The organism is Sphingomonas sp. ERG5 (assembly GCF_000803065.1).
In the GTDB taxonomy this organism is placed as follows: Bacteria; Pseudomonadota; Alphaproteobacteria; order Sphingomonadales; family Sphingomonadaceae; genus Sphingomonas.
Genome location: NZ_JSXI01000074.1, coordinates 19867 through 41515, shown reverse-complemented (window position 1 = coordinate 41515; position 21649 = coordinate 19867). Strand labels below are relative to the sequence as shown.

Annotated in this window: 26 protein-coding genes; 8 read left to right on the top strand and 18 right to left on the bottom strand. The window is 63.7% G+C overall.

Annotation, left to right across the window (positions count from 1 at the left end; all coding sequences use genetic code 11):
• Position 1 precedes the first annotated feature (1 nt).
• Positions 2-1393, bottom strand: coding sequence for an MFS transporter (locus OO12_RS23455; protein WP_034161189.1), 1392 nt, complete (start codon positions 1391-1393; stop codon positions 2-4).
• A gap of 95 nt (positions 1394-1488) precedes the next feature.
• On the opposite strand from OO12_RS23455, the gene OO12_RS23450 reads away from it, so the two are divergent.
• On the top strand, positions 1489-1830 hold the full coding sequence (locus OO12_RS23450) for a hypothetical protein (protein ID WP_034161188.1): 342 nt from the start codon (positions 1489-1491) through the stop codon (positions 1828-1830).
• Between the two features lie 30 nt (positions 1831-1860).
• Here OO12_RS23450 and OO12_RS23445 read toward each other — a convergent pair whose 3' ends face one another.
• The 4 genes from OO12_RS23445 to OO12_RS29340 all read right to left on the bottom strand — a co-directional run bounded on the left by OO12_RS23445 (position 1861) and on the right by OO12_RS29340 (position 7854).
• Positions 1861-3258, bottom strand: coding sequence for an efflux transporter outer membrane subunit (locus OO12_RS23445; RefSeq protein ID WP_034161187.1), 1398 nt, complete (start codon positions 3256-3258; stop codon positions 1861-1863).
• A 30-nt stretch (positions 3259-3288) separates the two neighbouring features.
• Positions 3289-6465 carry an efflux RND transporter permease subunit gene (locus tag OO12_RS23440; protein WP_034161186.1) on the bottom strand — a complete coding sequence of 1059 codons (3177 nt, stop codon included), beginning with the start codon at positions 6463-6465 and terminating at the stop codon, positions 3289-3291.
• A gap of 6 nt (positions 6466-6471) precedes the next feature.
• Complete coding sequence (locus OO12_RS23435) at positions 6472-7614, bottom strand: efflux RND transporter periplasmic adaptor subunit (protein WP_034161310.1); 1143 nt, start codon at positions 7612-7614, stop codon at positions 6472-6474.
• Positions 7615-7722: 108 nt separating this feature from the next.
• Positions 7723-7854, bottom strand: coding sequence for a hypothetical protein (locus OO12_RS29340; RefSeq protein WP_268747936.1), 132 nt, complete (start codon positions 7852-7854; stop codon positions 7723-7725).
• Positions 7855-7863: 9 nt separating this feature from the next.
• Between OO12_RS29340 and OO12_RS23430 the strand changes: the two genes are divergently transcribed.
• The gene (locus tag OO12_RS23430) at positions 7864-8382 is read left to right on the top strand and encodes a TetR/AcrR family transcriptional regulator (RefSeq protein ID WP_235364986.1); all 519 of its coding nucleotides are present in this window, start codon (positions 7864-7866) and stop codon (positions 8380-8382) included.
• 37 nt (positions 8383-8419) lie between these two features.
• Here OO12_RS23430 and OO12_RS23425 read toward each other — a convergent pair whose 3' ends face one another.
• The 3 genes from OO12_RS23425 to OO12_RS29375 are packed head-to-tail and all read right to left on the bottom strand — an operon-like array spanning position 8420 to position 9944.
• Complete coding sequence (locus OO12_RS23425; protein ID WP_034161185.1) at positions 8420-8821, bottom strand: cupin domain-containing protein; 402 nt, start codon at positions 8819-8821, stop codon at positions 8420-8422.
• Complete coding sequence (locus tag OO12_RS23420) at positions 8818-9741, bottom strand: alpha/beta fold hydrolase (protein WP_034161184.1); 924 nt, start codon at positions 9739-9741, stop codon at positions 8818-8820. Before OO12_RS23420 ends, OO12_RS23425 begins: the two co-directional genes overlap by 4 nt.
• Positions 9742-9749: 8 nt before the next feature.
• Positions 9750-9944 carry a hypothetical protein gene (locus OO12_RS29375; protein ID WP_034161183.1) on the bottom strand — a complete coding sequence of 65 codons (195 nt, stop codon included), beginning with the start codon at positions 9942-9944 and terminating at the stop codon, positions 9750-9752.
• Positions 9945-10123: 179 nt separating this feature from the next.
• On the opposite strand from OO12_RS29375, the gene OO12_RS28775 reads away from it, so the two are divergent.
• The gene (locus OO12_RS28775) at positions 10124-10408 is read left to right on the top strand and encodes a hypothetical protein (protein WP_160296893.1); all 285 of its coding nucleotides are present in this window, start codon (positions 10124-10126) and stop codon (positions 10406-10408) included.
• A gap of 41 nt (positions 10409-10449) precedes the next feature.
• Here the strand turns inward: OO12_RS28775 and OO12_RS23410 are convergent, their stop codons facing one another.
• The 9 genes from OO12_RS23410 to OO12_RS23375 form a co-directional block, all read right to left on the bottom strand.
• A complete protein-coding gene (locus OO12_RS23410; protein WP_082006769.1) occupies positions 10450-10758 on the bottom strand; it encodes a hypothetical protein in 309 nt (102 codons plus the stop codon).
• Positions 10759-10908: 150 nt separating this feature from the next.
• Complete coding sequence (gene speD, locus OO12_RS23405; protein ID WP_034161181.1) at positions 10909-11271, bottom strand: adenosylmethionine decarboxylase; 363 nt, start codon at positions 11269-11271, stop codon at positions 10909-10911.
• Positions 11272-11280: 9 nt separating this feature from the next.
• Entirely contained in the window at positions 11281-12924 is a 1644-nt protein-coding gene (locus tag OO12_RS23400) for a flavin monoamine oxidase family protein (RefSeq protein WP_034161180.1), read from the bottom strand.
• Entirely contained in the window at positions 12903-14408 is a 1506-nt protein-coding gene (locus OO12_RS23395) for a polyamine aminopropyltransferase (protein ID WP_152616625.1), read from the bottom strand. The genes OO12_RS23400 and OO12_RS23395 overlap by 22 nt, the downstream gene beginning before the upstream one ends.
• Positions 14409-14607: 199 nt before the next feature.
• Entirely contained in the window at positions 14608-14817 is a 210-nt protein-coding gene (locus OO12_RS23390) for a DUF350 domain-containing protein (protein WP_034161178.1), read from the bottom strand.
• A gap of 56 nt (positions 14818-14873) precedes the next feature.
• The gene (locus tag OO12_RS28960) at positions 14874-15035 is read right to left on the bottom strand and encodes a hypothetical protein (protein ID WP_200887547.1); all 162 of its coding nucleotides are present in this window, start codon (positions 15033-15035) and stop codon (positions 14874-14876) included.
• Positions 15032-16360 carry a DUF4178 domain-containing protein gene (locus OO12_RS23385; RefSeq protein ID WP_052216226.1) on the bottom strand — a complete coding sequence of 443 codons (1329 nt, stop codon included), beginning with the start codon at positions 16358-16360 and terminating at the stop codon, positions 15032-15034. Before OO12_RS23385 ends, OO12_RS28960 begins: the two co-directional genes overlap by 4 nt.
• Positions 16357-17028, bottom strand: a complete 672-nt coding sequence (locus tag OO12_RS23380) for a DUF4178 domain-containing protein (protein WP_034161177.1) — start codon at positions 17026-17028, stop codon at positions 16357-16359. Before OO12_RS23380 ends, OO12_RS23385 begins: the two co-directional genes overlap by 4 nt.
• A 3-nt stretch (positions 17029-17031) precedes the next feature.
• Positions 17032-18021: an SPFH domain-containing protein gene (locus tag OO12_RS23375; RefSeq protein WP_034161176.1), complete on the bottom strand. Its 990-nt coding sequence runs from the start codon at positions 18019-18021 to the stop codon at positions 17032-17034.
• Between the two features lie 248 nt (positions 18022-18269).
• On the opposite strand from OO12_RS23375, the gene OO12_RS23370 reads away from it, so the two are divergent.
• The 5 genes from OO12_RS23370 (at position 18270) to OO12_RS23350 (ending at position 20644) form a co-directional block, all read left to right on the top strand.
• On the top strand, positions 18270-18467 hold the full coding sequence (locus OO12_RS23370) for a hypothetical protein (RefSeq protein WP_034161175.1): 198 nt from the start codon (positions 18270-18272) through the stop codon (positions 18465-18467).
• A 183-nt stretch (positions 18468-18650) separates the two neighbouring features.
• Positions 18651-19133: a helix-turn-helix domain-containing protein gene (locus OO12_RS23365; RefSeq protein WP_034161174.1), complete on the top strand. Its 483-nt coding sequence runs from the start codon at positions 18651-18653 to the stop codon at positions 19131-19133.
• Between the two features lie 66 nt (positions 19134-19199).
• Entirely contained in the window at positions 19200-19562 is a 363-nt protein-coding gene (locus tag OO12_RS23360; protein ID WP_152616624.1) for a hypothetical protein, read from the top strand.
• 61 nt (positions 19563-19623) lie between these two features.
• Positions 19624-20196 (top strand): hypothetical protein, encoded by a 573-nt coding sequence (locus OO12_RS23355; RefSeq protein WP_152616623.1) that lies wholly within the window; start codon positions 19624-19626, stop codon positions 20194-20196.
• An 85-nt stretch (positions 20197-20281) separates the two neighbouring features.
• On the top strand, positions 20282-20644 hold the full coding sequence (locus OO12_RS23350) for a MarR family winged helix-turn-helix transcriptional regulator (RefSeq protein WP_052216225.1): 363 nt from the start codon (positions 20282-20284) through the stop codon (positions 20642-20644).
• Positions 20645-20656: 12 nt separating this feature from the next.
• On the opposite strand, the gene OO12_RS23345 is transcribed toward OO12_RS23350, so the two are convergent.
• Positions 20657-21532 (bottom strand): alpha/beta hydrolase, encoded by an 876-nt coding sequence (locus OO12_RS23345; RefSeq protein ID WP_082006760.1) that lies wholly within the window; start codon positions 21530-21532, stop codon positions 20657-20659.
• Between the last annotated feature and the right edge of the window lie 117 nt (positions 21533-21649).

Genomic DNA, 21649 nt, shown 5'->3' with positions numbered 1-21649 from the left:
CCTATTTCACCGAACTCGCCGGTTGGACGTCCTGCGTCTCCTCGCGCTGCGGGTTGCGGATCGAGGGGCGCAGGCGCGCGATGCTGCACAGTCCGGCGATCAGCGCGAGGCCGGCGGCGAACAACGGCGGCGCCATGCCGGCGCCGATGCCCATGGCGAGGAGCGCCGCGACCAAAGTCGCACCGGTTGTCTGCCCGACCAGGCGCACGGTGGAAACCAGTCCGCCCGCGGCAGCGGCGCGCTCGCGCGGGGCGCTGCCGATGATCAATCGGGCGTTGGGGGGCAGGAAGGTGCCGAAGCCTGAGCCGCACAGCGCCATGCGCCAGGCCACATCGAAATAGCTCGGATTATGCGGCATGAAAGCGATCAGCAGCAGCGCGGTGATCGAAATCGCCATGCCGATGCCGCCAAGGATGCCGGCGGGAATTCGGTCCGACAACCATCCGGCCAATGGCGCGACGATCATGTTGGTCAGCGGCCAGGGCGCGATTGCCGCGCCGATCGCAGCGGCGGTGAAGCCCAGATCATGCAGTCGGAACGGGGTCGAGATGAGCAAGGTCATCGATGCGATGAATGCAGTATAGGCGCCGATCACCGATAGCGCGAGAACCGGTCGCGACAGCAGGTCGATCGGCAGAATCGGCTGCGCTTCGCCGCGCTCGCGCCGCACGAACAGGAATCCGACCAATATGCCGACCAGCACGATCGCTGCCGAAACGATCGGGCTGTCGCCATGCACTCCCGTCTCGAGCCCGCCGATGATCAGACCGAACATGGCGGCGCACATCACACCGCCAAGCACATCAAATGGTTCGGGCCGTGGCTTGGGATCGGGCAAGGCGCGGCCCAGCGCGAGCGAAGCCAGTGCAAAGGGCACGGCGCTGGCGAACACCCAGGGCCAGGGCGCGATCGCCAGCACCAGCCCCCCAACGGTTGGTGCGGCCGCGGCGGCGCTCGAGACCACGACCGAGTTGATGCCGAGGCCGCGGCCGAGTTGCTTGGCGGGATAGATTGAGCGGATCAGTGCCGATGACACACTCAACGCTGCCGCCGCGCCCAGTGCCTGCGCCGCGCGCACAATCAGCAGGAAGGGCAGGCTCTTGGCGAAGAAGCACAGGATCGTCGCGACGGTGAAGATCAACTGGCCATATTGGTACATACGCTTCAGGCCGATGCGATCGCCGAGTCCGGCGAGCGGCAGCAACAGCATGACCAGGACGAGCTGGTAGACGGTAACCACGGTGACGATGGCGGAACTGTCGACCTTAAGATCGCGGGCGATGGATGGCAGGGCGACATTTGCGACGCCGCCATCGATGATCACCAGCGCCGTGCCGCAGGAAATCGCGGCAATGGCGGCGTAGCGGCGGGGCAGGGGGAGGCCGTCGATCACCCGATCCGAATAGTCCTTGTTGGCCGTGACGCAACCATTACCCGGTTGTCAGACATCTCTTGCTGCAACGCAGCATATTGTGCTATGGAGCATACATGAAGTATCCGGAACATGACGGCCCCGAGGCCGCGCCGCAGGGTCCCGTGCCGACCATTTTCGAAGCGATCGTGCGCAAGCGCTGCATCGGGCTGACCTATAATCGCGTCGGCATGACGATGGCGCCGCACGTCATCTACACCAAGCATGACGATCTGTTCGTCGATGGTGTGGTGGTCGACCGTGAAGGCAAGCCGCCCAAGGAATATAAGGTCGGCACCTTCAAGCTGGCCGGGTTGAGCCAGCTCGCATTGACCGACCGTCCTTTCGTGACCAGCGATCTGTTCGAGCCGGGCTCGTTCAAATATGCCGACGCGCTGATGGCGGTCGAGCCGGCCTGAGCCGGTCGCTGACGCGGGTTTGACGCCGCGTCAGAGCCCGCCGCCAAGCGACCGGTAGAGTTCGACCAGATTGGTCCCCCGGTTGAGCCGGGTCGTTACCAGTTGCTGTTGCGCGGCATAGGAAGTGCGCTGCGCATCGAGCGAGACCAGGAACGAATCGATCCCCGCCGTATAGCGTGCCTGGGACAGCCTGGCGGCGATTCGCGCGGCTTCCGCGCGCGCGGTTTGCGCCGAAACCTGTTCGTCGATCGTTCCGCGTTGCGCCAGAGCGTCGGCGACTTCGCGAAATGCGGTCTGAATGGTCTTCTCATAGGTCGCGACCGCACCCTGCTGCGCCGCTTTGGCTGCGCGCAGATTGTTTCGGTTGCGGCCGGCGTCGAACAACGGCAGCGAAAGGGCAGGGCTGGCATTGTACGTACCCGTACCGCTGCCGAAGAGCCCCGAGAGCGCGGGGCTGATCGTCCCCAGTGTCGCGGTGAGCGACAGTTTCGGGAAGAACGCCGCGCGCGCCACACCGATATTGGCGTTCTGCGCGATCAACTTATGCTCAGCCTCCAGCACGTCGGGGCGGCGCAGCAGCACGTCCGATGACAGATTGCCGGGCAATGCCTTGACCATCGCATCGCCCTCGTCGAGCCCGCTGGGGAGCAAGGTTGCATCGACGGTCGCGCCGACCAGCAGGTTGAGCGCATTCTGATCCTGTGCGATCCGGGTCGAGAGCAAAGCGATATCGTTGCGCGCGGACTGATAATTGGTTTCCGCCTGCCGTGCCTCGAGCTCCGACGCGACGCCGATGCGGAACTGCGCGCGAGTCAGCGACAGCGTCTGTTCGAACGCCTTCAACGTCTCGCGCGAGAGACGCAGCTGATCCTGATCCGACGCCATGGTCAACCAGGCCGATGCGATCTCGGCGATCAGGCTGATCCGCGCCGAGCGCTGGGCTTCCTCGCTGGCGAAAAAGGCTTCCTGCGCTGCCTTGGTCTGGTTGCGGATTCGTCCGAACAGGTCGATTTCGAACGACGAGAATCCGACATTGGCCGAATAGGTCGAGATATCGCTGGATGAACCACCGGCGATGCCGCCAAAACCTGCCGTCTGGGCAGCGGTGTTGGTATAGGTCGACGATCCATTCGCGTTGATCGTCGGCAACAGGTCGGCACGTTGCGCGCCATATTGCGCGCGTGCCTGGAGCACATTGGCGGCGGCGAGTCGCAAGTCGCGATTATTGTCGAGGCCAAGCGCGATGACTTGCCGCAGCCGGTCTTCGACGAAGAAGTCGCGCCAGCCGATCTTGGTCACGTCGGGGGCGTCAGTCGGCGCGGTGGGGTAGACCCCGCCTTGGGGCAGAGCAGCGGGTACCGCGCCGATCGGGCGGACATATTTCGGCGCCAGGTTACAACCGGTCAGCGCAACACTTGCGGTGAGCATGACGAGAATGGAGGAACGAAGGGTCACGGGTCAGGCTTCCTGCGGTGCCGGGGAGGGGGCGTTGGTGTCGGGTGCTGTGTCCTTGGGCTTTTCCTCGCCGCCATGGCCGAACAGGCGCAGGACGACGACGAAGAACATCGGCACGAAGAAGATGCCCAATATGGTGGCCGAGAGCATCCCGCCGACCACGGCGCGACCAATCGCATTCTGTCCGCCGGCACCGGCGCCGGTCGAGATCGCCAGTGGCATCACACCGAAGACGAAGGCCAGACTGGTCATCAGGATCGGCCGCAGGCGAAGCTTGGCCGCGGCGACAGCCGCGTCGAACGCGTTCATGCCTTCGCGCATGCGTTCCTCGGCGAATTCGACGATCAGGATCGCATTCTTCGCCGACACGCCGATCGTCGTGATCAGGCCAACCTGCAGGTAGATGTCGTTGTTGAGCCCGGTCATCGCCGCAGCGAGCAGCGCGCCGAGAACGCCGAGCGGCACCACCAGCATGACCGATACCGGCACCGACCAGCTTTCATACAGCGCGGCAAGGCACAGGAACACGATCAGCAGGGACAGGCCGTAAAGCGCGGGCGCCTGGCCGCCGGACAGCTGCTCTTCGTACGACAGTCCGGACCATTCATAGCTGGTGCCGGGGGGCAGTTTGGCGTGGATTTCCTCCATCGCCTTGATCGCGTCGCCCGACGAGTAGCCGGGTGCTGCGGTGCCGAGCAATTCCATCGCGGGCTGGCCGTTATAGCGCGTGAGCTGTGCCGGCGCCTGGACCCAGTTCAGCGTCGAGAAGGCCGAGAACGGCGCCATCTTGCCGCTCGCGCCGCGTATGAAGAACTTGTCGATATCCTCCGGCGCCATGCGATAGGGCTGGTCAGCTTGAACATAGACACGCTTGACCCGACCACGATCGATGAAGTCGTTGATATAGGCGCTGCCCCAGGCGGTCGCGATGGTGCTGTTGATCTCGGACAGATCAAGCCCGAGCGCACGCGCCTTGTTCTGGTCGACATCGACCTTGAGCTGCGGTGCGTCGTCGAGCGAATTGGGACGCACGCCGACCAGGCGCTTGTCCTGCATCGCCATGCCCATCATCATGTTGCGCGCAGCGACGAGCTTTTCATGGCCGATCCCACCAGTATCGATCAGCTGCATGTCAAACCCCGTCGCATTGCCCAGTTCCGGCACCGCTGGCGGCACGATCGTGAAGATCATCGCATCCTTGAACTGAGAGAGCGGCCCCATCGCACGCTGGGCGATCGCCTGCGCCTTGTTGGCAGCACCCGGGCGCTCGTCCCAGGGCTTCAACCGGACGAAGACGATGCCGCTATTCTGGCCGGATCCCGCAAAGCTGAATCCGTTGACCGTGAAGACGCCATCGACATTGGCCTTTTCCGCGGTCAGCAAATGATCGCGCACGGCATCCAGCGCCTTTTCGGTGCGGCTGCTGGTCGATCCGGACGGACCCTGGACCAGGGCCAGCATCATGCCCTGATCTTCATCCGGCAGAAAGCTCGTCGGCAAGCGCATGAACAGCACCGACATGCCGACCGCAATGAGCAGATAAACCAGCATCGAGCGCTTCCAGCCGCGCGCCATGCCCTTGACGCCGCCCTCATATCTATTCTGGCCACGCTCGAACTTGTCGTTGAACCAGCGGAAGAAGCGCGCGAGCAGGCCGTTGCCCTGACTCTTTTCAGGATCGTGCGGCTTCAGGATCGTCGCGCACAGCGCCGGCGTCAGGATCAGGGCGACCATGATCGACAGGACCATCGCGGCGACGATCGTGATCGAGAACTGGCGATAGATCACGCCGGTCGATCCGCCGAAGAACGCCATCGGCAGGAACACTGCCGACAACACCAGGGCGATCCCGACCAGCGCGCTGGTGATTTCGTCCATCGATTTGCGCGCCGCTTCCTTGGGCGACAAATGTTCGGTGGTGATCAGGCGCTCGACATTCTCGACCACGACGATCGCGTCATCGACCAATAGCCCGATCGCCAACACCATGCCGAACAGCGTGAGCGTGTTGATCGAATAGCCGGCGACCGCCATCACCGCGAAGGTGCCGAGCAGCACCACCGGCACCGCGATCGTCGGGATCAACGTCGCGCGGAAGTTCTGCAGGAACAGGAACATCACCAGGAAGACGAGCACCACCGCTTCGACCAGCGTCTCCACCACCTGCTTGACCGAGAGCCGGACGAATGGCGTCGTATCATAGGGATAGACCACTTTGACGTCAGCCGGGAATTGCTTGGCGACTTCGGCCACGCGCGCCTGCACGGCCGTAACGGTCGCAAGCGCATTGGCGCCCGGTGCCAATTTGACCCCGATGCCGGCTGCTGGCTTGCCATTATATTTGGCCGAGGCACCATAGTTTTCCGCGCCGATTTCGACCCGGGCGACATCGCCGAGCCGGACGATCGAACCATCGGCGTTGCTCTTCAGGTTGATCGCGGCGAACTGCTCCGGGGTGGTCAGCCGTGACTGGACCGATACCGTCGCGTTGAGCATCTGCTCCTTCGGCGCGGGCTGCGCGCCGATCTGGCCGGCAGATACCTGCGCGTTCTGCGCCCGCACCGCGGTCGTCACATCGCTCATGGTCAGCTGATAGGAATTGAGCTTCAGCGGATCGACCCAGATGCGCATGGCATATTGCGCACCGAATACCTGGGTATCGCCGACACCGTTCACACGGCTCATCGGATCCTGCAGCCGCGAAACGGCATAGTCAGCCAGGTCGATATCGCTGTGCGAGCCGTCCTCGGAATAGAGCCCGATGAACAGCAGGAAATTGGCGCTTGCCTTGGCGACCTGGATGCCCTGCAGCTGGACTTCCTGGGGCAGCAGCGGCGTTGCGGCCTGCAGTTTGTTCTGGACCTGCACCTGCGCGATGTCGGGATCCGTGCCCTGTTCGAACGTCAGCGTGATCGTGACATTGCCGGCCGAGCTGGACGATGACGAGAAGTAGCGAAGGTTGTCGATCCCCTTCATCTGCTGCTCGATGATCTGCGTCGTCGTGTTCTCGAGCGTCTGGGCATCGGCACCCGGATAGGTCGCGGTGATCGAGACGGCGGGCGGCGCGATGGTCGGGAACTGCGCGACCGGCAAGGTGCGGATTGCCAACAGGCCCGCAAGCATCAGGATGATGGCGATCACCCACGCGAAGATCGGGCGATCGATGAAAAAACGGGCCATGGGTGTTTACTTTGCCTGAGCTGCGGGGGCGCCTGGCGCGCCGGCGGGCTGCTTTGCGGGGGCGTTCGGGTTCCAGGGCGAGGGGTTCACCGGCATGCCGGGACGCAGCATCTGGCCACCCTCGACAATCACGCGGTCGCCGGATTTCAGCCCGGAGGTGACCAGCCAATTGTCACCGACGGTGCGCGCGGTCTTGAGCGAGCGCAACTCGGCCTTGTTGCCGGCGCCGACGACCATCACCGTCGGGTTGCCGCGCTCGTCGCGGCTGACCGCGCGCTGCGGCACCAGCATTGCCTGGGTCTGAGTGCCCTCGATCAGTTCCGCTCGCACATACATGCCGGGCAGCAACAGGCCGCGCGGATTGGGGAACACTGCGCGGATTGTCTGCGATCCCGTGGTGGGATCGACCGTCACGTCGGCGAACTTCAGCGTTCCTTCGATCGGATAGGTGGTGCCGTCCTCCAGCTTCAGCCGCACGCGAGCGTTGCCGCCGGCCGACACCTGTCCGGCCAACACTTGCTGGCGCAGTTTCAGCACATCCGCGCTGGCTTGCGTCACATCGACATGGATCGGGTCGAGCCGCTGGATCGTGGTCAGCGCATCCGCTTGCGCGGCGGTGACCAGCGCGCCGGTGGTGTAGATCGAGCGACCGATCCGGCCCGAGATTGGTGCGCTCACCGTGGTACGGCGAAGATCGATTTGCGCCGTGCGCAGCGCAGCTTTCTGCACAGCGACATCGGCCATGGCCTGGTCCGCAGTGGTAACGGCATTCTCATAGTCCTGCCGCGAGATGGCGTTGATCTTGACCAGTTCGGCATAACGGCGGGCAAATGCCTGGGTCGAAGCGATCGAAGCCTGTGCCCGGCGCAACCCGGCGCTCGCATTGGCGACCTGCGCGGCATAGGGCGCGGAATCGATACGATAAAGCGGTTGACCGGCGTGTACCTGATCGCCCTCCTGGAACAGCCGCGCCTGGATCAGGCCATTGACCTGCGGCCGCACGTCGGACGTTTCGAACGCAGCCGTCCGGCCCGGCAACTCAGTCGTCAACGTTGCTGCCTGCTCGCGAATCGTGACGACGCTGACCGCGGTCGGCCCGGGTTGCGGCTGTTGCGGCGCCTGGCCACAGGCGCTCAACGTCAAAACCATCACGGGTGCCGCGTAGCGAAAAAAAACCATGCCATTCCTACCGGAGTTGGGTATGTGAGTGATCGTTCACTCTCTGTCGGGGCCGCTACTGCAAAGGCTCGGACGGCGTCAAGGCTTTTGGAGCACGGCAAAGAAATGAATTTGGTCGACCTTGTAGTGAAAGAGCCGCGAGGCGCGGAAATCCGCCGTCGCAAAATACTCGATTGTGCCCGGGCTCTGTTTGTCGACCATGGTTTCCACGCAACGGGCGTGGCTCAGATATCGACCATGTCGGGCGTCGCGGTTGGCCAGATCTATCGCGACTTCGCCAGCAAGGAGGATATCGTCGTCTCGATCGTCGAGGACGATTGCGTCAGCTTCATGGATGCCGAAACGCTGAAGAGTGCGATCGACCGGCGCGACAAGGGGGCAGTACGCGAATGGCTACGCCATTTCGTTCATCCGCAGGACGGGCGCAGCGACGAGAAGAGCGCCCGCCTCTTTGCCGAAATCATTGCCGAATCCGCGCGCAACGAGCGGATTGCCAGCATCTTCACGACGATCCACGACGATGTCCGTGGCAAGACGCTCGACGCACTCGAGGTGCTGTCGGAAGGGAAGGATGATACCGCGGCGAGAGGGGTGGTCGCAGATCTGATCGCGACCATGTCGCTGGGCCTGATGCATCATCGCTTGATGCGTCACAATCTTGCGATCGACGACCTTGTCCCGGCGCTTGAGCGGATCATCGACCGCGAGATCGAAGCGCTGAGAACCGGGCATCAGTAATCTGGGATTGCGAGCCGAACGGGGGAGCAACTCGGCTCTAGCGTGGCGTCCAGCCGGGCGGGGCGAGTTCGAAGCCCGAAAAGTCGAATGCCGGCGTCACCACGCAACTGACCAGCGCCCAGCCGGCGCGCGCTTCGGCCGATTGCCAGGCATGTGGCGGGACCATTGCCTGCGGGGTTTCTCCGGTCAGCAAATGCTCGCTGGCGCTGCCGTCGTCGATCAGCAGGGTGAGCGGCGATCCGCTGTGCCACAGCCAGAGCTCGGCGGCATCGACGCGGTGCCAGTGCGATCGCTGCCCTCCTTCCAGCAGATAAAGGATCGCAGTGGCGAGCCCGCGGCGGCCGTCAGGTGCGGGCTGGCGCATCGTCTCGCGATACCAGCCGCCCTCGGGATGCCGCGTCAGCGCGAGGCGATCGATCAGGGCTGCCGAGTCGGTCATTTGGCGGCGCCGTCGAGGAACTTGCGTACCATCGCGACGGTGGCGGTCGGGTTCTCCTCCATGATCCAGTGGCCGGAGCCGGGAACAATGCCCTCGGTCACGTTGGTACCGGCCGCGCGCATCACGGTCGCCATCATCGGGCCGAACGACTTTTCACCACCCAAAGCGAGGATCGGCATGGTCAGCTTGCCCTTTGCGGCCAGCCAGGCGCGGTTATCGATCGCGTCCTGGTCGAAGGCGGCGAATTGAGCGAAGCCCGAATGCATCGCGCCGGGCATCGCATAAAGCGTGGCGTAATGCTCACGCGAGCCTTCGCTGAACTTCGCGGGCGTGGCAGAGAATTCATTCCAGAAACGGTCGAGATAGATGCGCTCGCGCCCCGCAACCAGTCGTTCCATATCGGGTCCGCCAAAGCGGAAGTGCCAGAGAAGCGGGCTTTTGAGGATTTCGTCCCACGGGCCGATACCCGGTACCGGCGCGTCGATCAGGACGAAGCGGTTGACCCGATCGGGATGGAGCACTGCAAAGGCATAGCCGACCATATTGCCAATATCATGCGTGACCAGATCGGCCTTACCGATCTTCAACTGGTCGAGCACGGTCGCGACGTCGCCAGCCTGCGTCTTCTTGTCGAACCCGCCGGCCGGCTTGGACGACAGGCCGAGGCCGCGCAGATCGGGGACGATCACCATATGGTCGCGCATCAGATCGGCGGCGAGCGGTGCCCACATGTCGCCGGTTTCGCCATAACCATGCAGCAACACCACCGCCGGCCCTTTTCCACCGACACGGACATGGATCGTCGCGCCGTTGCCGGTGATCTCCCGCGTCTGGAAGTCGGCGGGGAAGGGTGGCACCTGCGCCGCGGCAGGGACAGCGAGAGCCAGCGCGGCAAACGCCGCAAGCGCAGAGCGTAACATGCCGGGATTCAACCTTTTATAAAGGCGAGGAGATCGGGATTGATCACCTCCGGGTGCGTCGTGCACATGCCGTGCGGGAAGCCGGGATAGATTTTCAGCGTTGGCTGCTGCACCAGTGTGGCCGACAACACGCCGGTAGACTGGCAGGGTACGTCGATCTTCTTCGAATCCTCGGCGCCGTCTGCGGTGGTGACGTAAGGCATGCGGCCTCCTGGAATGGCGTCGGCCGTGGCAAGCGAGGGGCCGTTCGTGCCCGACTCCGGCTGCCTAGCCTATAGTTCGATCATGCCAGTCTGGGGGCCGCGCTACCAGCGGAGATCATTGTCTCTCCGTTATAAACCGCGCTGGAAGTATCGTGCGAAGCGCCCCTGTTTCCCCTGTTATGCTGGATCTTCTCGGCAAAAAATCTGTTTTAATTCTATTGATTTATGCATCGTTTCTGCTGTTGTTCATAGCAGCGGCGAAACCGCGATCAACAGGGGCGGAATATCGGATACCAATGCCCGCGCGGCAGGTGGATAGATCATTCGACACTTCGGTCATGAGAAAGGGCGTGCGGGCCCGGTTGGAAATCCCGTCGGGCGCAACGCTGCCATTGCTGATGACGGCATTGAATCATCAGGCGCGGGAGACGATCAGGCGCTCGAAGGAGAGGCCGCGCTCTTGAGTAAAGTAAGGGGCAGCGGCATCAGCCGCCGCCCCGATCGTTCAGCGGCAGATTTGCACGCGCCGGTGATGGCGCCATTCGGTGCGACAGTGCGGGCGATAACGGTTGTTCCAGCCATAGCGGCGATCGCGGCGATCGTGGCGATCATAGCGACGGTCATGACGATCATAGCGTCGGTCGCCGCGGTCATAGCGACGGTTGTCACCACGCGCTTCGCGGCGGTCATGATCGCGATATTGTTCGGACTGACGCGGCTGATCGCCGCGGTTGCCGCCATTATATTGAGCACTGGCGCCGGCCGACATGCCGAGCATCGCCAGCGCGAGGCCAGCTGCATATAATAGTTTCATGATCATCCTCTCGGGTCCGGGGTATCGGACTGTGACGATGATACAATCCGCCAACGGCATTGTTCCTGAACCGGCTGGTCAGCTCCTGTATTGGTTCCACGGTCTGCGCTGCAGTCGTCACCCCTCAATCGGCTCAATCACCCCCGGGGATCACGAGAGCGCTGCTTCCACGCCATATCCGCGCGCCAGGCGGTGCTGCTCGTAACGCGTGGCGCTCAGGCCTGTAGCGAGAACGGTCAGCGCCGCATCGAGATCATGCCGGCGGCCACACAGGAAGATGTCCGCGGCGGCATAATCGCGCTCGGGCCAAGTGTGGATCGAAATATGTGATTCCGCCAGCATTGCGACGCCGGTCACGCCCTGGCCGGTACCGAAGCTATGCAGGCGGAGATCAAGCAGCGTCGCACCCGCCGCCGCAACCGTGTCGCGCAGAACCATTTCGACCCGGTCGATATCGTCGAGCCCGGTACAGCCGAACAGATCGACCAGAAGATGAGTGCCGGTAAAATCCACGCGTTCGTCCTAGACCAGGAGATCGGTATGCGGAATGCCAAGATGCGCCATCGCATCCTGCGCCGCGACCGTGCCACGATAATGCGCTTCCTCAAACAGCGACAGGCCGCTGAGATCTGAATGCGCGAAGAACAAGGGCGGCTGTGGCGTGGCGGCGCTTTCGCGCGCGCCGCTCCAGAAAAAGCCCGTTGTGGGCCGGATCATCGCATGACCCCAGCGCCACACATCGATCCGCCGTATTGCCCCCTCGAGATCAGGATTTGTCTCGATCAAGTCAGTGCGAACGATGTCCTGCCAATGATCGAGCGGTCGATCGAGCAGTTCGCGCCGCGCCGCGGCCGGGGTCGTGTCGGACATCGCCATATACCAGGTCAGTACGGTCGCGCCCCTGATTGAAGCGAGCGATTGATGTGTGGCGACTACATAGCCGAGCGATTTGCTGGTCCAGGACACATTGTCCCAGGCCAGCTCGAATCCCGCGCCGGCGGGAGGGCGGTCGACCGTGACATTGGCGACGATCCATGGCGCGTAGCTGAAGCCGCTCGCATCCGCCGTACCTGTCGGCAGCACGCGCGCGGCGACGAAGTGCGGCATTGCCAGGATCGCCGCCTTTGCGTGAATGCGCTGCCCGACACCGGCGGCGACGTCGAAGCTATCGATCTCCACCCCTGCATCGGTCGGGCGGACGCGGTGGACGATCTGGCCACAGGTCAGATGGCTGCGTAACCGGGCCGCCATGCGCCCGGAGAGATGGGCATTGCCCTCCGGCCAGGTCAGCACGGTATCGGCACCGGCATTGGCCGAATGCTCGCGTCGCGCGGCAAAATAATGGATCCCTGCCCAGGCGGACGTTTGATCTGGTTCGGTGCCGTAATCATCGCGGCAAGCATAGCGAACATGGCCGCGCAGCACCGGCGAACGCCAGCCTTTCGCATCGAGCCAGGCCGCGAAGCTGAGCGTGTCGAGCGCAAGCAGGTCGGGGTCGCGCGAACTGAGCGCCATCGGGATCGCAAAGGCGGGGCGACCCTGTGCATCGCGCCGGTCGCGATAGGACGCCATTGCGGCGAAAAAGGCGTCGAGGTCATGTTTGTCGGCCGGGGTAAGGCCAATTGTCGGCACCAACCCCTCCTGCCATTTGCCGAGATGGAGCAGCCGCTCATCGGGATCGGAGACGAGTTGATAGGGATCGTAAAGCGGCTTGCTGTCCTGCCAGCCGGTGATGATGCCGAGCCGTTCGAGCAAGCGGACCACCCCTTTGGTCTCGGCATTGGGGATCGGCAGATAATGTGCGCCGAGCGGATAAGCCGATATGTCGTTGCGACCGCCGCGTGCATTGCCACCGGTGCGGTCTTCGAGTTCGAACAGGCGGAAATCGGTCATACCCGCCTCGGCCAGCGTCCAGGCGGCCGATAGCCCGGCGACGCCGCCGCCGAGGATCGCGATGCCGGTACGCGTTTCGGACGTCGGTGCGGGGAAGGTCGCACCGTCGCGCAAGCGGTGGCCGCGCGCGAAATCCGCCCCGCCGAGCGCGCCGGGCATTGCCGCATCCCGCTCCTGCCACGCAATGCCGCCCGCGCCGATCGCGGCGGCGCCGGCGACCGATCCGGCAATCAGGGTGCGGCGCGAAACGCTCACCCTTCGTACACGGACCATTCGGCCTCGAACTCGCGGACCAGCGCCTGGTTGTCGAGCCGGTTCACCGGCACCGCGCGCCGCGCCATGTCGGGCGGAAAGACGAACGCGAGCCGGTCGGTCTGCGGCGTGAGGAAACGCAGGCCGGCGGGCAACGGGCCGGCCGGCCCGATCGGCCGGTTGGAGGCAAGCACAAAGCCCCATTCGCCGAAGCTCGGCACATAGACATGATAGCCGCGCGTGATCAGCCCGGCTGCTTCCAGCGTCGCGGCGACGGTCCAGTAGGCGCGCGGCGCGACGAGCGGCGAGGTGCTTTGCACGCTGATGACCGCGCCTGGAGCGAGCGCACGGGTCAACTCCTTGTAGAAGCTGACGGTATAGAGTTTGCCGACCGAGAAGTTGGTCGGATCGGGGAAATCGACCAGCACCGCATCGAAGCGGCGCGTATTGGCACGCAGCCAGCGAAACGCATCGGCGTTTATCACATGCACCTTGGGCGAACGGAACGCGTGATTGTTGAGCGACGCGAGCATCTCGCTGTGCGTGAACAGCGTGGTCATCTCGGGGTCGAGATCGACCAGGGTGACCGACCGTATGCTGGGGTATTTCAGAATCTCGCGCACAGCGAGTCCGTCACCGCCGCCCAGCACCAGCACATCGCGGGGGCTGTTGCTGCGCGACATCACCGGATGGACCAGTGCCTCGTGATAGCGATATTCGTCGCGCGAAGAGAATTGCAGATTGCCGTTGAGGTAGAGCCGAAGATCGGCGCCGCGCTTGGTCAGCACGACGCGTTGGTAGGGCGTCGAGGCGGCATAGAGGATCGGCTCGCCATAGGCCGCAACTTCGGCCGCGCGCTGCAGCCGTTCCGATCCGATAAACCCGGCGGCGAGCGCCAGCGCGACAAGGATCGCGGCGGCCAGTTCGGTGCGCAAGCGGCGCTTGTCGGGCAGCATCAGGATCAGCACGATGGCGATGCCGACATTGGCGAGGCCGAACAGGAAACCGGTGCGCATCAGCCCGAGATGCGGCACGAGCAGCAGCGGAAAGAGCAGCGACGCGGCGAGCGCACCGACATAGTCAAAGGTCAGCACCTTCGAAACCAGGTCACCGAATTCGAGCCGGTCCTTCAGGATCCGCATCAGCAGCGGGATTTCCAAGCCGACCAGCGCACCGATCACCAGCACCAGACCGTAGAGCGGGATGCGGAAATCGGCGACGCGATCGAACAGCAGAAACAGCACCGCCGCCGACGCCCCGCCGATCGCCGCAATCAGAATCTCGACCCGCACGAACACTGCGAGTTCATTGTCGCGGACATAGCGCGAGCACCACGATCCGATGCCCATCGCGAACAGATAGGTGCCGATGACGATCGAGAATTGCGTGACGCTGTCGCCGAGCAGATAGCTGGCCAACGTCCCGGCAAGCAGTTCGTAGATCAGCCCGCAGGTGGCGACGACGAACGCCGAGACGAGCAGGGCGGCGCCGAGGCGGTTTGTCATGGGCGGCGGCGAGGGGCTCGCGCCCTCATCCATGGCTGGCATCATCCATCATTCTTGACCTTCCCCGGCGAAGGCCGGGGCCCAGTCGCGAGACAGACGGTAACTGCCGCTGCGTTCCATTGCTTCTTTCATTCCAGCTGGACCCCGGCCTTCGCCGGGGAAGCAACTCCTCTTCGGTTGGCGATAAAACCAATCGCCATCACCCATGAATCGCCGCCCCGATGATGATAGCGATGGCAATGGCGATGCCCGCGGCCAGATTGCCGAGCGCGACATTCTGGTTCTTGCAGATCTCACCCCACAGATCGACCGGAGTCAGCCGGTCCCACAGCCAGAAGCCGACGACGAAGATCACCAGGCCGAGTCCGGCATAGAGCAGGGTGGCGAGAATGACGGTGCTGGACAGCATAGGCTATTCCTTTGCGCGGGAGTGTTGAGGCGTCAGGCGGATGATGATCATGGGCGTCACTTGTGCGTTGGGCCGACAAAGCCGGAGCGGCCGCCGATGCCGCCAATGCCTCGCGCCCCGCCATCGGCGAAGGGCGAATAGCCATCGCGTGACGCAAGCACGAACAGGGCGACGATGCCAAGGCTGTAGAGTGCATAGAGCATCGATTGGCGGCTCATTCGTCATCCCCCGATACCGTGACCGGTGCCATGCGCCGGCGTTTGAAATTCCAGTGTTTGAACGTGGCGATGACGGGCCAGAGCAGCAGCAGGATCAGCGCCAGCACGACATTGCCGCCGAACACGCCGCCACGCTCGACCGTAATGCGGACCGGAATGCTCTCCGGCTGTGCGAAGATTGGCGTCGGCCCATTGTTGCTGCTGCTCGCCTGCCAGCGATGCCCGGTTGCCTCGACCACCAGTTCGTAGGAACCACCCGGAATGCTCGACAGTTGTGTGCCGGGCCGGTTGTTGCCCTCGCTCCACGGACCGTCGCTATCGCTACCCTGATAGCTTTCCGCTGTCGCATAGACATCGAAGCTCTGCTGCGTGCGCCGATCGACCAGCGAATAATCCAGGTCGATCCAGCTATTGTCGAGTTGCGGCACATCGGCCTTGATGCCGACTGCGCTGCGCTTTGCAGGCAGTTCGACCGGCCCGATCACCTTGGTGGTGGCCGCGCCATCGAGCTGAACCGAGATTTCAGCGCTGGTCACTGTGCTGGTCCAGCTCGCTCCGATCGCGATCACCAACAGCGTGCCGATCGCGATCAGGCCGATGATCAGCGCCTCGATCATCTGGTTGCGATATGGCGAAGGCTCGTGCGGTGCGGGCGTACCGCCATTGTCGACCGGACGACGGGGCAACCCGAACGCCCCCTCCGCCTCGCCACGATCGAGCAGATCAAGCCTCGTCCAGGTCCGCTCGCCCTCATTCTCCTCGCTCGACAGCATCGTGCCAGGGCGAACGAAATCGGTCACCAGCACATGTTCTTCGACCGCGACACGCCAGTAGAATTCGCCGACCACGAACTGCACCCAGGTGCCATAAGTCGAGCCGAAGCGGGTATAGAGCTGATCGTTGAGCGACACCGCCATGGTCCCGCCGCCGCGCCCGGGCAACCGGTCCAGCAGCACGCCGATACTGAAGCGCCGCCCGTCATCGACCAGAAAGGCGTAGCCGCGATAGGGATTGAACAGCAGATATTCGCCCCAGCCGGTCTCGCCGTCCCAGCGTTCGAGATAGCCGACCACTTCCCAGGTCGTCCCGCATAGTTCGCCGCGCGTGCCGAGCGGGATTTCCGGCCGCTTCATCGCCTCGGAGGCGCGGGTGATGATGCGCAGCGCCGGGTCGGTCGCATCGAGCGTGGTGCCGCAATGCTCGCACACCAGCGATACGGTGATGCCCGCCGCACGCAGCGCAATCGTGCCGCCGCAATTGGTGCAGGACAAGGCTCGCACGGTCTTGGCCGCGACCCACGGAGATTCGGGAGTGGCGTCGGTCATGCGGCGTATTGCGGCATTGGCCAGCCGTCGAACGCGCGCAGACCGGTTGCGCGCAGCTCGGCGAGCGAGACATAGCGTCCGGCATAGACGCTGACGTCGCCATCCTCCTTCTGCAGGCTCGCGCAGTGTCCATCGCCAGCCATCAGGTCGACGCTGACGATCTTGAGTCCGGCCGGCGCGCGGAATGGCAACTCGCCTTCGCTGGCGACGCAGGTCACGTCCTTGATATCGGTCACGCGGTACTCGATGCCGTCGATTATTGCCTTGGTGCCGAGGCTGACCTTCTGCCCCTCGCGCAGCCGTTTGACCGCTTCGGTCCTGGTGGCGCCATGTTCGACCGCACGCAGCAGCATGTAGCGGCCCATCGCCTCACTGAGCCAGGCCGAGGAGCCGTCGTCGAACAAAGCGAGCCATTCGTTCCAGCCGCCATCGCTCCAGCGCCAGCGTACCCGCCCGATCAGCTCGAAGCCCATCCCGCCGTCACTGCCGCGCGTGCCGATGCGCAACGGGCTGACATCCTCCGGCACCTCGGCGACCGTGCCGATCGCCTCGAGCTGGTCGCCGTTGCGCATCACCAGGCTGCGGCAATAGTCGCACACTTTGGCGGGCAGGTCGGCGGTCCGGAAATGGATCGCCGCGCCGCAACTGGGACAGGTCGCGTCGAGCACGCCTCAGCCGATCTTGGCCAGCAGCGCCGCCTTTTTGCCGTCGAACTCTTCCTGCGTGATTGCGCCTGCGACGAGCAGGCCGTGAAGCTTCTGGATCGTCGCATAGGGATCCTCGCCGGCGCTGGCCGCGCCGCCGCCACCCTGGCCCAGGCCACCTGCCATGCTCTGGCCGATCGCCAGGCCCGCCGCGGCGCCCGCGCCAATCCCGGCCACGCCGCCCGATTGTGCGGCGGCGATGCCGATCGCATCGGCGGTCTGGAACTTCACATAGCGGTCGAGGTCGCCGACCACGCGCATCGAGCTCGCCTTGTCGAGATATTCCTGCACATTGTCCGGCAGGGACAGGCTTTCGACGAAGAAGGTGCAGCAGGTCAGGCCCCAGGCCTCGAATGCCGGAGCGACGGCGGCCTTGAGGCGTTCCGACAGCGCTGCCTGATCAGCCGCAAGATCGATGAACGCCGTGCTCCCACCGCCCAGCCCGGAGGCGAGCGCCGTGGCGATCGCGCCGCGCAGTTGCGGCTCGACGTCGGTGACGGTCAGTTTCTCCAGCGTGCCCATCAGCTTTGCCGCGAACACCGCGATATTGTCGAGCCGGAAGGAATAGCTGCCAAAGGCGCGGATGCGCAGCGGCCCGAACTCCGCGTCGCGCACCGTGATGGGTTGCGCCGTGCCCCATTTCAGCCCGGCCTGTTCCCTGGTGGTGAAGAAATACAGGTCCGACTTGAACGGCGAGGCGAAGCCCTTGTCCCAGTTGAGCAGGGCGGTGAGGATTGGCAGGTTCGACGTGTCGAGCGTGTGCAGCCCGGGTTCGAACACATCCGCGATCTTGCCTTCGTTATAGAAGAACGCCTTCTGACCCTCGCGTACCGTAAGCTGCGCGCCGTTCTGAATCTCGCGATCCTGCGCGGGATAGCGGATTGCCAGATCGCCGGGTTGCTCGGTCCAGTCGATGACGTCGATGAACTGCTTAGACAGAAAATCCAGAATGCCCATGATTATCCTCCTGCTGGCTATTCTAAAGTGTTTCGGGGGCGGGTGAAGCGGAAAGCGACATGGGTGACGATATTGCGATCCGTTCGCATCGAGATGGATGTCAGGCAGGTCTCGGCTAAGCTGTCGGATCGATCGTTGCGGGGCCAGTGCATGATGCGTTTTCTGTCCCGATTGATGAACATAAATGTCGAAACCGAACCGGATCAAATAGTGATTGGACCACTAGGCCAACCGGATTATGCGGAGACATGACAAAGTTTTCCGGGGCAAGTCCCGATCATCTTAACCTGAAAGCGGAAATCGATCGCTTGTTGTCCATATGCGACACGTTGGATGTGGGTGTCGTGGCTTGCTATCTGCAAATGGCTGCCGATACGCTGGAGAGCGAGATTTCCGCGACGTTTGTTACGCCGACTCCGGATATCCAGCCTTATTATTCCAACTGACCTTGTTATGACGAGTGCTGATGGGCTCGCCAGCGCGGCGCGCGTCGAGCGCGCTGATCCGGCGATGTGAATCGAGTCGGGCAGCGGATCGCAATCCATACTCATTCTCTCCACCTTTGACCTTGCCTAACCGCGCCTTCCGCCTGATTAACGGCGCGTGGGGAAGGGGAGCATTAGCTGGGGATGCCGGAATCGCGTTTCGACAGGTTGACGCTGCGTCAGAAGGATTGCCTGCGGCTGGTGGCGCAAGGCTATACTTCGAAGGAAATCGGGCGGGAGCTCGGCATTTCCTATTCGACCGTCGACAATCATCTGCTGGCGGCGACGCAGGCGCTCGGTGCGGGAAGCCGTGCCGAGGCCGCGCGGCTGTTCATGCGGAACGCGCCCGTGACAATGGCCGCCGAGACGGACGATTCCTCTGGGCAGCAACTGCCTAGGCAGCCGCAAACCCTTGCCGTTCCGCCATTTGTTGTCGATCCATTGCCCCAGCAACATCGGGGCTGGCAGGGCATAATGTCGCGGCTGGTCCCTCCCATTGGGGGTAGAGACAATGACCTGACCAGTTCGCAACGGTTGTTGGCGGTCGCACGGATCGCTTTCTTTGCGGTGCTCGCCTTTGTTGCCTGCATCATGATCATCAGGATGAGCTTCGAAGCGCTTTCCTGATCATCGGATTACTCAATTCGTCCGCATTTTCATCAACGTGCCGTGTTCCGGCGCGAGGAGATACTCATGACCTTTTTAACCGAAGCCGCAGGCCGCGTCATTTCGAGCGACATGGTTGCCGTGTTCCACGCCACCGACGACGCGCTGCTGAGCAGCGCCCGGGTGGCTGCATCGATGCTGGAAGGAACGGCGACATCCGAGTTGCATCCTCGCGCCAAGCAGAAGCTGCTTGAATCGCTCAGTGCCGGTTTCGACAAGATGCTGGCGGGGCGTCGCGACATGGTGAATGCTCATGGTCAGATGATCGTGATCCAGCGCCAGAGCAATCTCGCCACGGTCGGCTTCGGCTGCTGGGGCGCGCCCAGCAAGCTGACCGGTCGCGACGGCTCCGCGCCAATGGCCGAGCTGGCATCGTCGACGGTCGCCTGACCCCAGGTCCGACGCCGCCGTCTTGACGCGTTCGTGACGGCGGTGTTGGGGCAAGGCGATGGTGAGCCAATTATTTACGATCCTGTTATTCGCCAGCTGCGGCTATGCCTGCATTGCCGGCGGGAAAGATGGACGATGGATTTCGCTGTTCATCATCGCGGCGGCGCTGCTCAGTATCCCCGCGTCGCAGCTCGAACGGGCCTGGTCGCACACGCAATTGCCGGTGCTGGGCGTCGACCTGTTGTTGCTTGGCGCACTGATCTTCGTGGCGTTGCGCAGCCGCTCCTTCTGGCCGCTCTGGATGACCGGGTTTCATCTCGGCAGCATCGCGACGCACCTGGCGACGATCGCGGCGCCGGTCCAGCTGAAGCCGATGCTGTATTTTGCCATGCAGTCCTTCTGGAGCCTGCCGATGCTGCTGGTGATGGTCGCCGGGGTCATGATCGACCGACGGGCTGCACGCATTGCGCGAGCAACGACAGGGCGAACAATGACCGGGCGAACAATGACCGGGCGAGTGGTAGAGGGGAGCGACGCCGATGAGTGCTTCCGACCCGCAGCCGCGGCACTACAATATGGGCAGCCCCATGGCCTGGCACGGGACGACGACCCGGGCCGTAACGCCCTGCGCTGATCTTCCTCTCCTGGCCGATACGACGCATCGACCCGGCGCCGAATTGTTCAACGCCAGGCTCCCGGATCATCTGGACCCCGATCCTATGGCTTCCGATCATCTGATCACCGTGCGCAATTATCTGCGCGCCAGACGCGGGCGTAGCGCGCTGCTGCCGGCGGAGCTTTTCGCTGAGCCCGCCTGGGATATGCTGCTCGATCTTTACGTGTCGCAGCTCGAAGGCCGGTGTGTCAGCGCGGTGGGTGCTTGCGATGCCGCCGCGGTGCCGCCGAGCACGGCGCTGCGCTGGCTCAATCGCCTTGTCGATCTTGGTCTGGTGCACCGCACGGGCAATCCCGCTGACCTGTTTCAGTCATTCGTTGGCCTCAGTCCGACCGCGCATGAAGCGATCGAGCGCTGGGTGGAAGACTTCCTGTCCGTGCGGCGCGGTGGTGCCGACGGGGAGTGAAGGTCGGCGACCTCACGCCGGGGGACCGATTGTCCGACGCATGAAAGTGGCGATACGGCCTCGATAGCGCGCGTCGGCAAGCGCGCAGATTTCGCCATGGTCGCCATGAGCGACGAGCCACAGCCAATGCTTACCGGGCGGAGCGGCGGCCATTGCCCGGCTCTCGTCAGGCGGTGTGGATCGGTCCTCGATACCGCCGATCACCAATACTGGACCGGGATAGCGCCTCAACGCCTCGAGCGGAGACAGGCGCGAGGGCCAGACACCATACCGTAAAGGTGCCTGAAAGCTGAGCAGGGGTTCGAGCAGATAGGCTGGCCCGCGCGTCAGCCGTGCCGCGATGCGGTTATGGATGGCATGGCGAATATCCGGATAGACGGCCTGAAGCACCAGCGCATCGGCCGGGATCGGGCCGGCGGTGCCGATCAGGCTCGCCGCACCGCCGAGCGAAATGCCGATGATACCGACCCGCGCGCCGTGTTGATGGCGTTTCAGCCAGATGAAAGCGGCCCGTGCGTCAAGCGCTTCGTTCAACCCGAAACTGCGTGGGGCCATACTGGATTGGCCATGGCCGCGAAAATCGATGGTCAGGGTGGCATAACCGAGCCGCGCCAGCCACGCGGCGTTCGCATCGGTCGCGGCACGCGAGGCGTTTACGCCGTGCAGCAGCAATATGCCCGGTGATTGCGCGGCCCGGCCCGGCCGGAAGGTCGCCGCGATCGACAAGCCATCCTGTGTCCTGATGGTCAGATCGGATGCAGGGTTGCTGGCGGGAGTGACCGGGGATGAGTGTCCGCGCGACAGGGTCGATCCGGCCAGCCAGCACAGCACCAGACCGGCCAGCAGGGCGCAGATCATCAGCATCCACGGCTTTCTGCTTCGCTTCATGGTCCCGCCTCACGGCGGTGTGCCGTCCTGGCCATAAGTGGATGAACGGCGCCGATCGTCAATGCGGCGCGGATCGGCCGAACGGGTGCTTTGAGCGGGCCGAATGCCGATATCGAG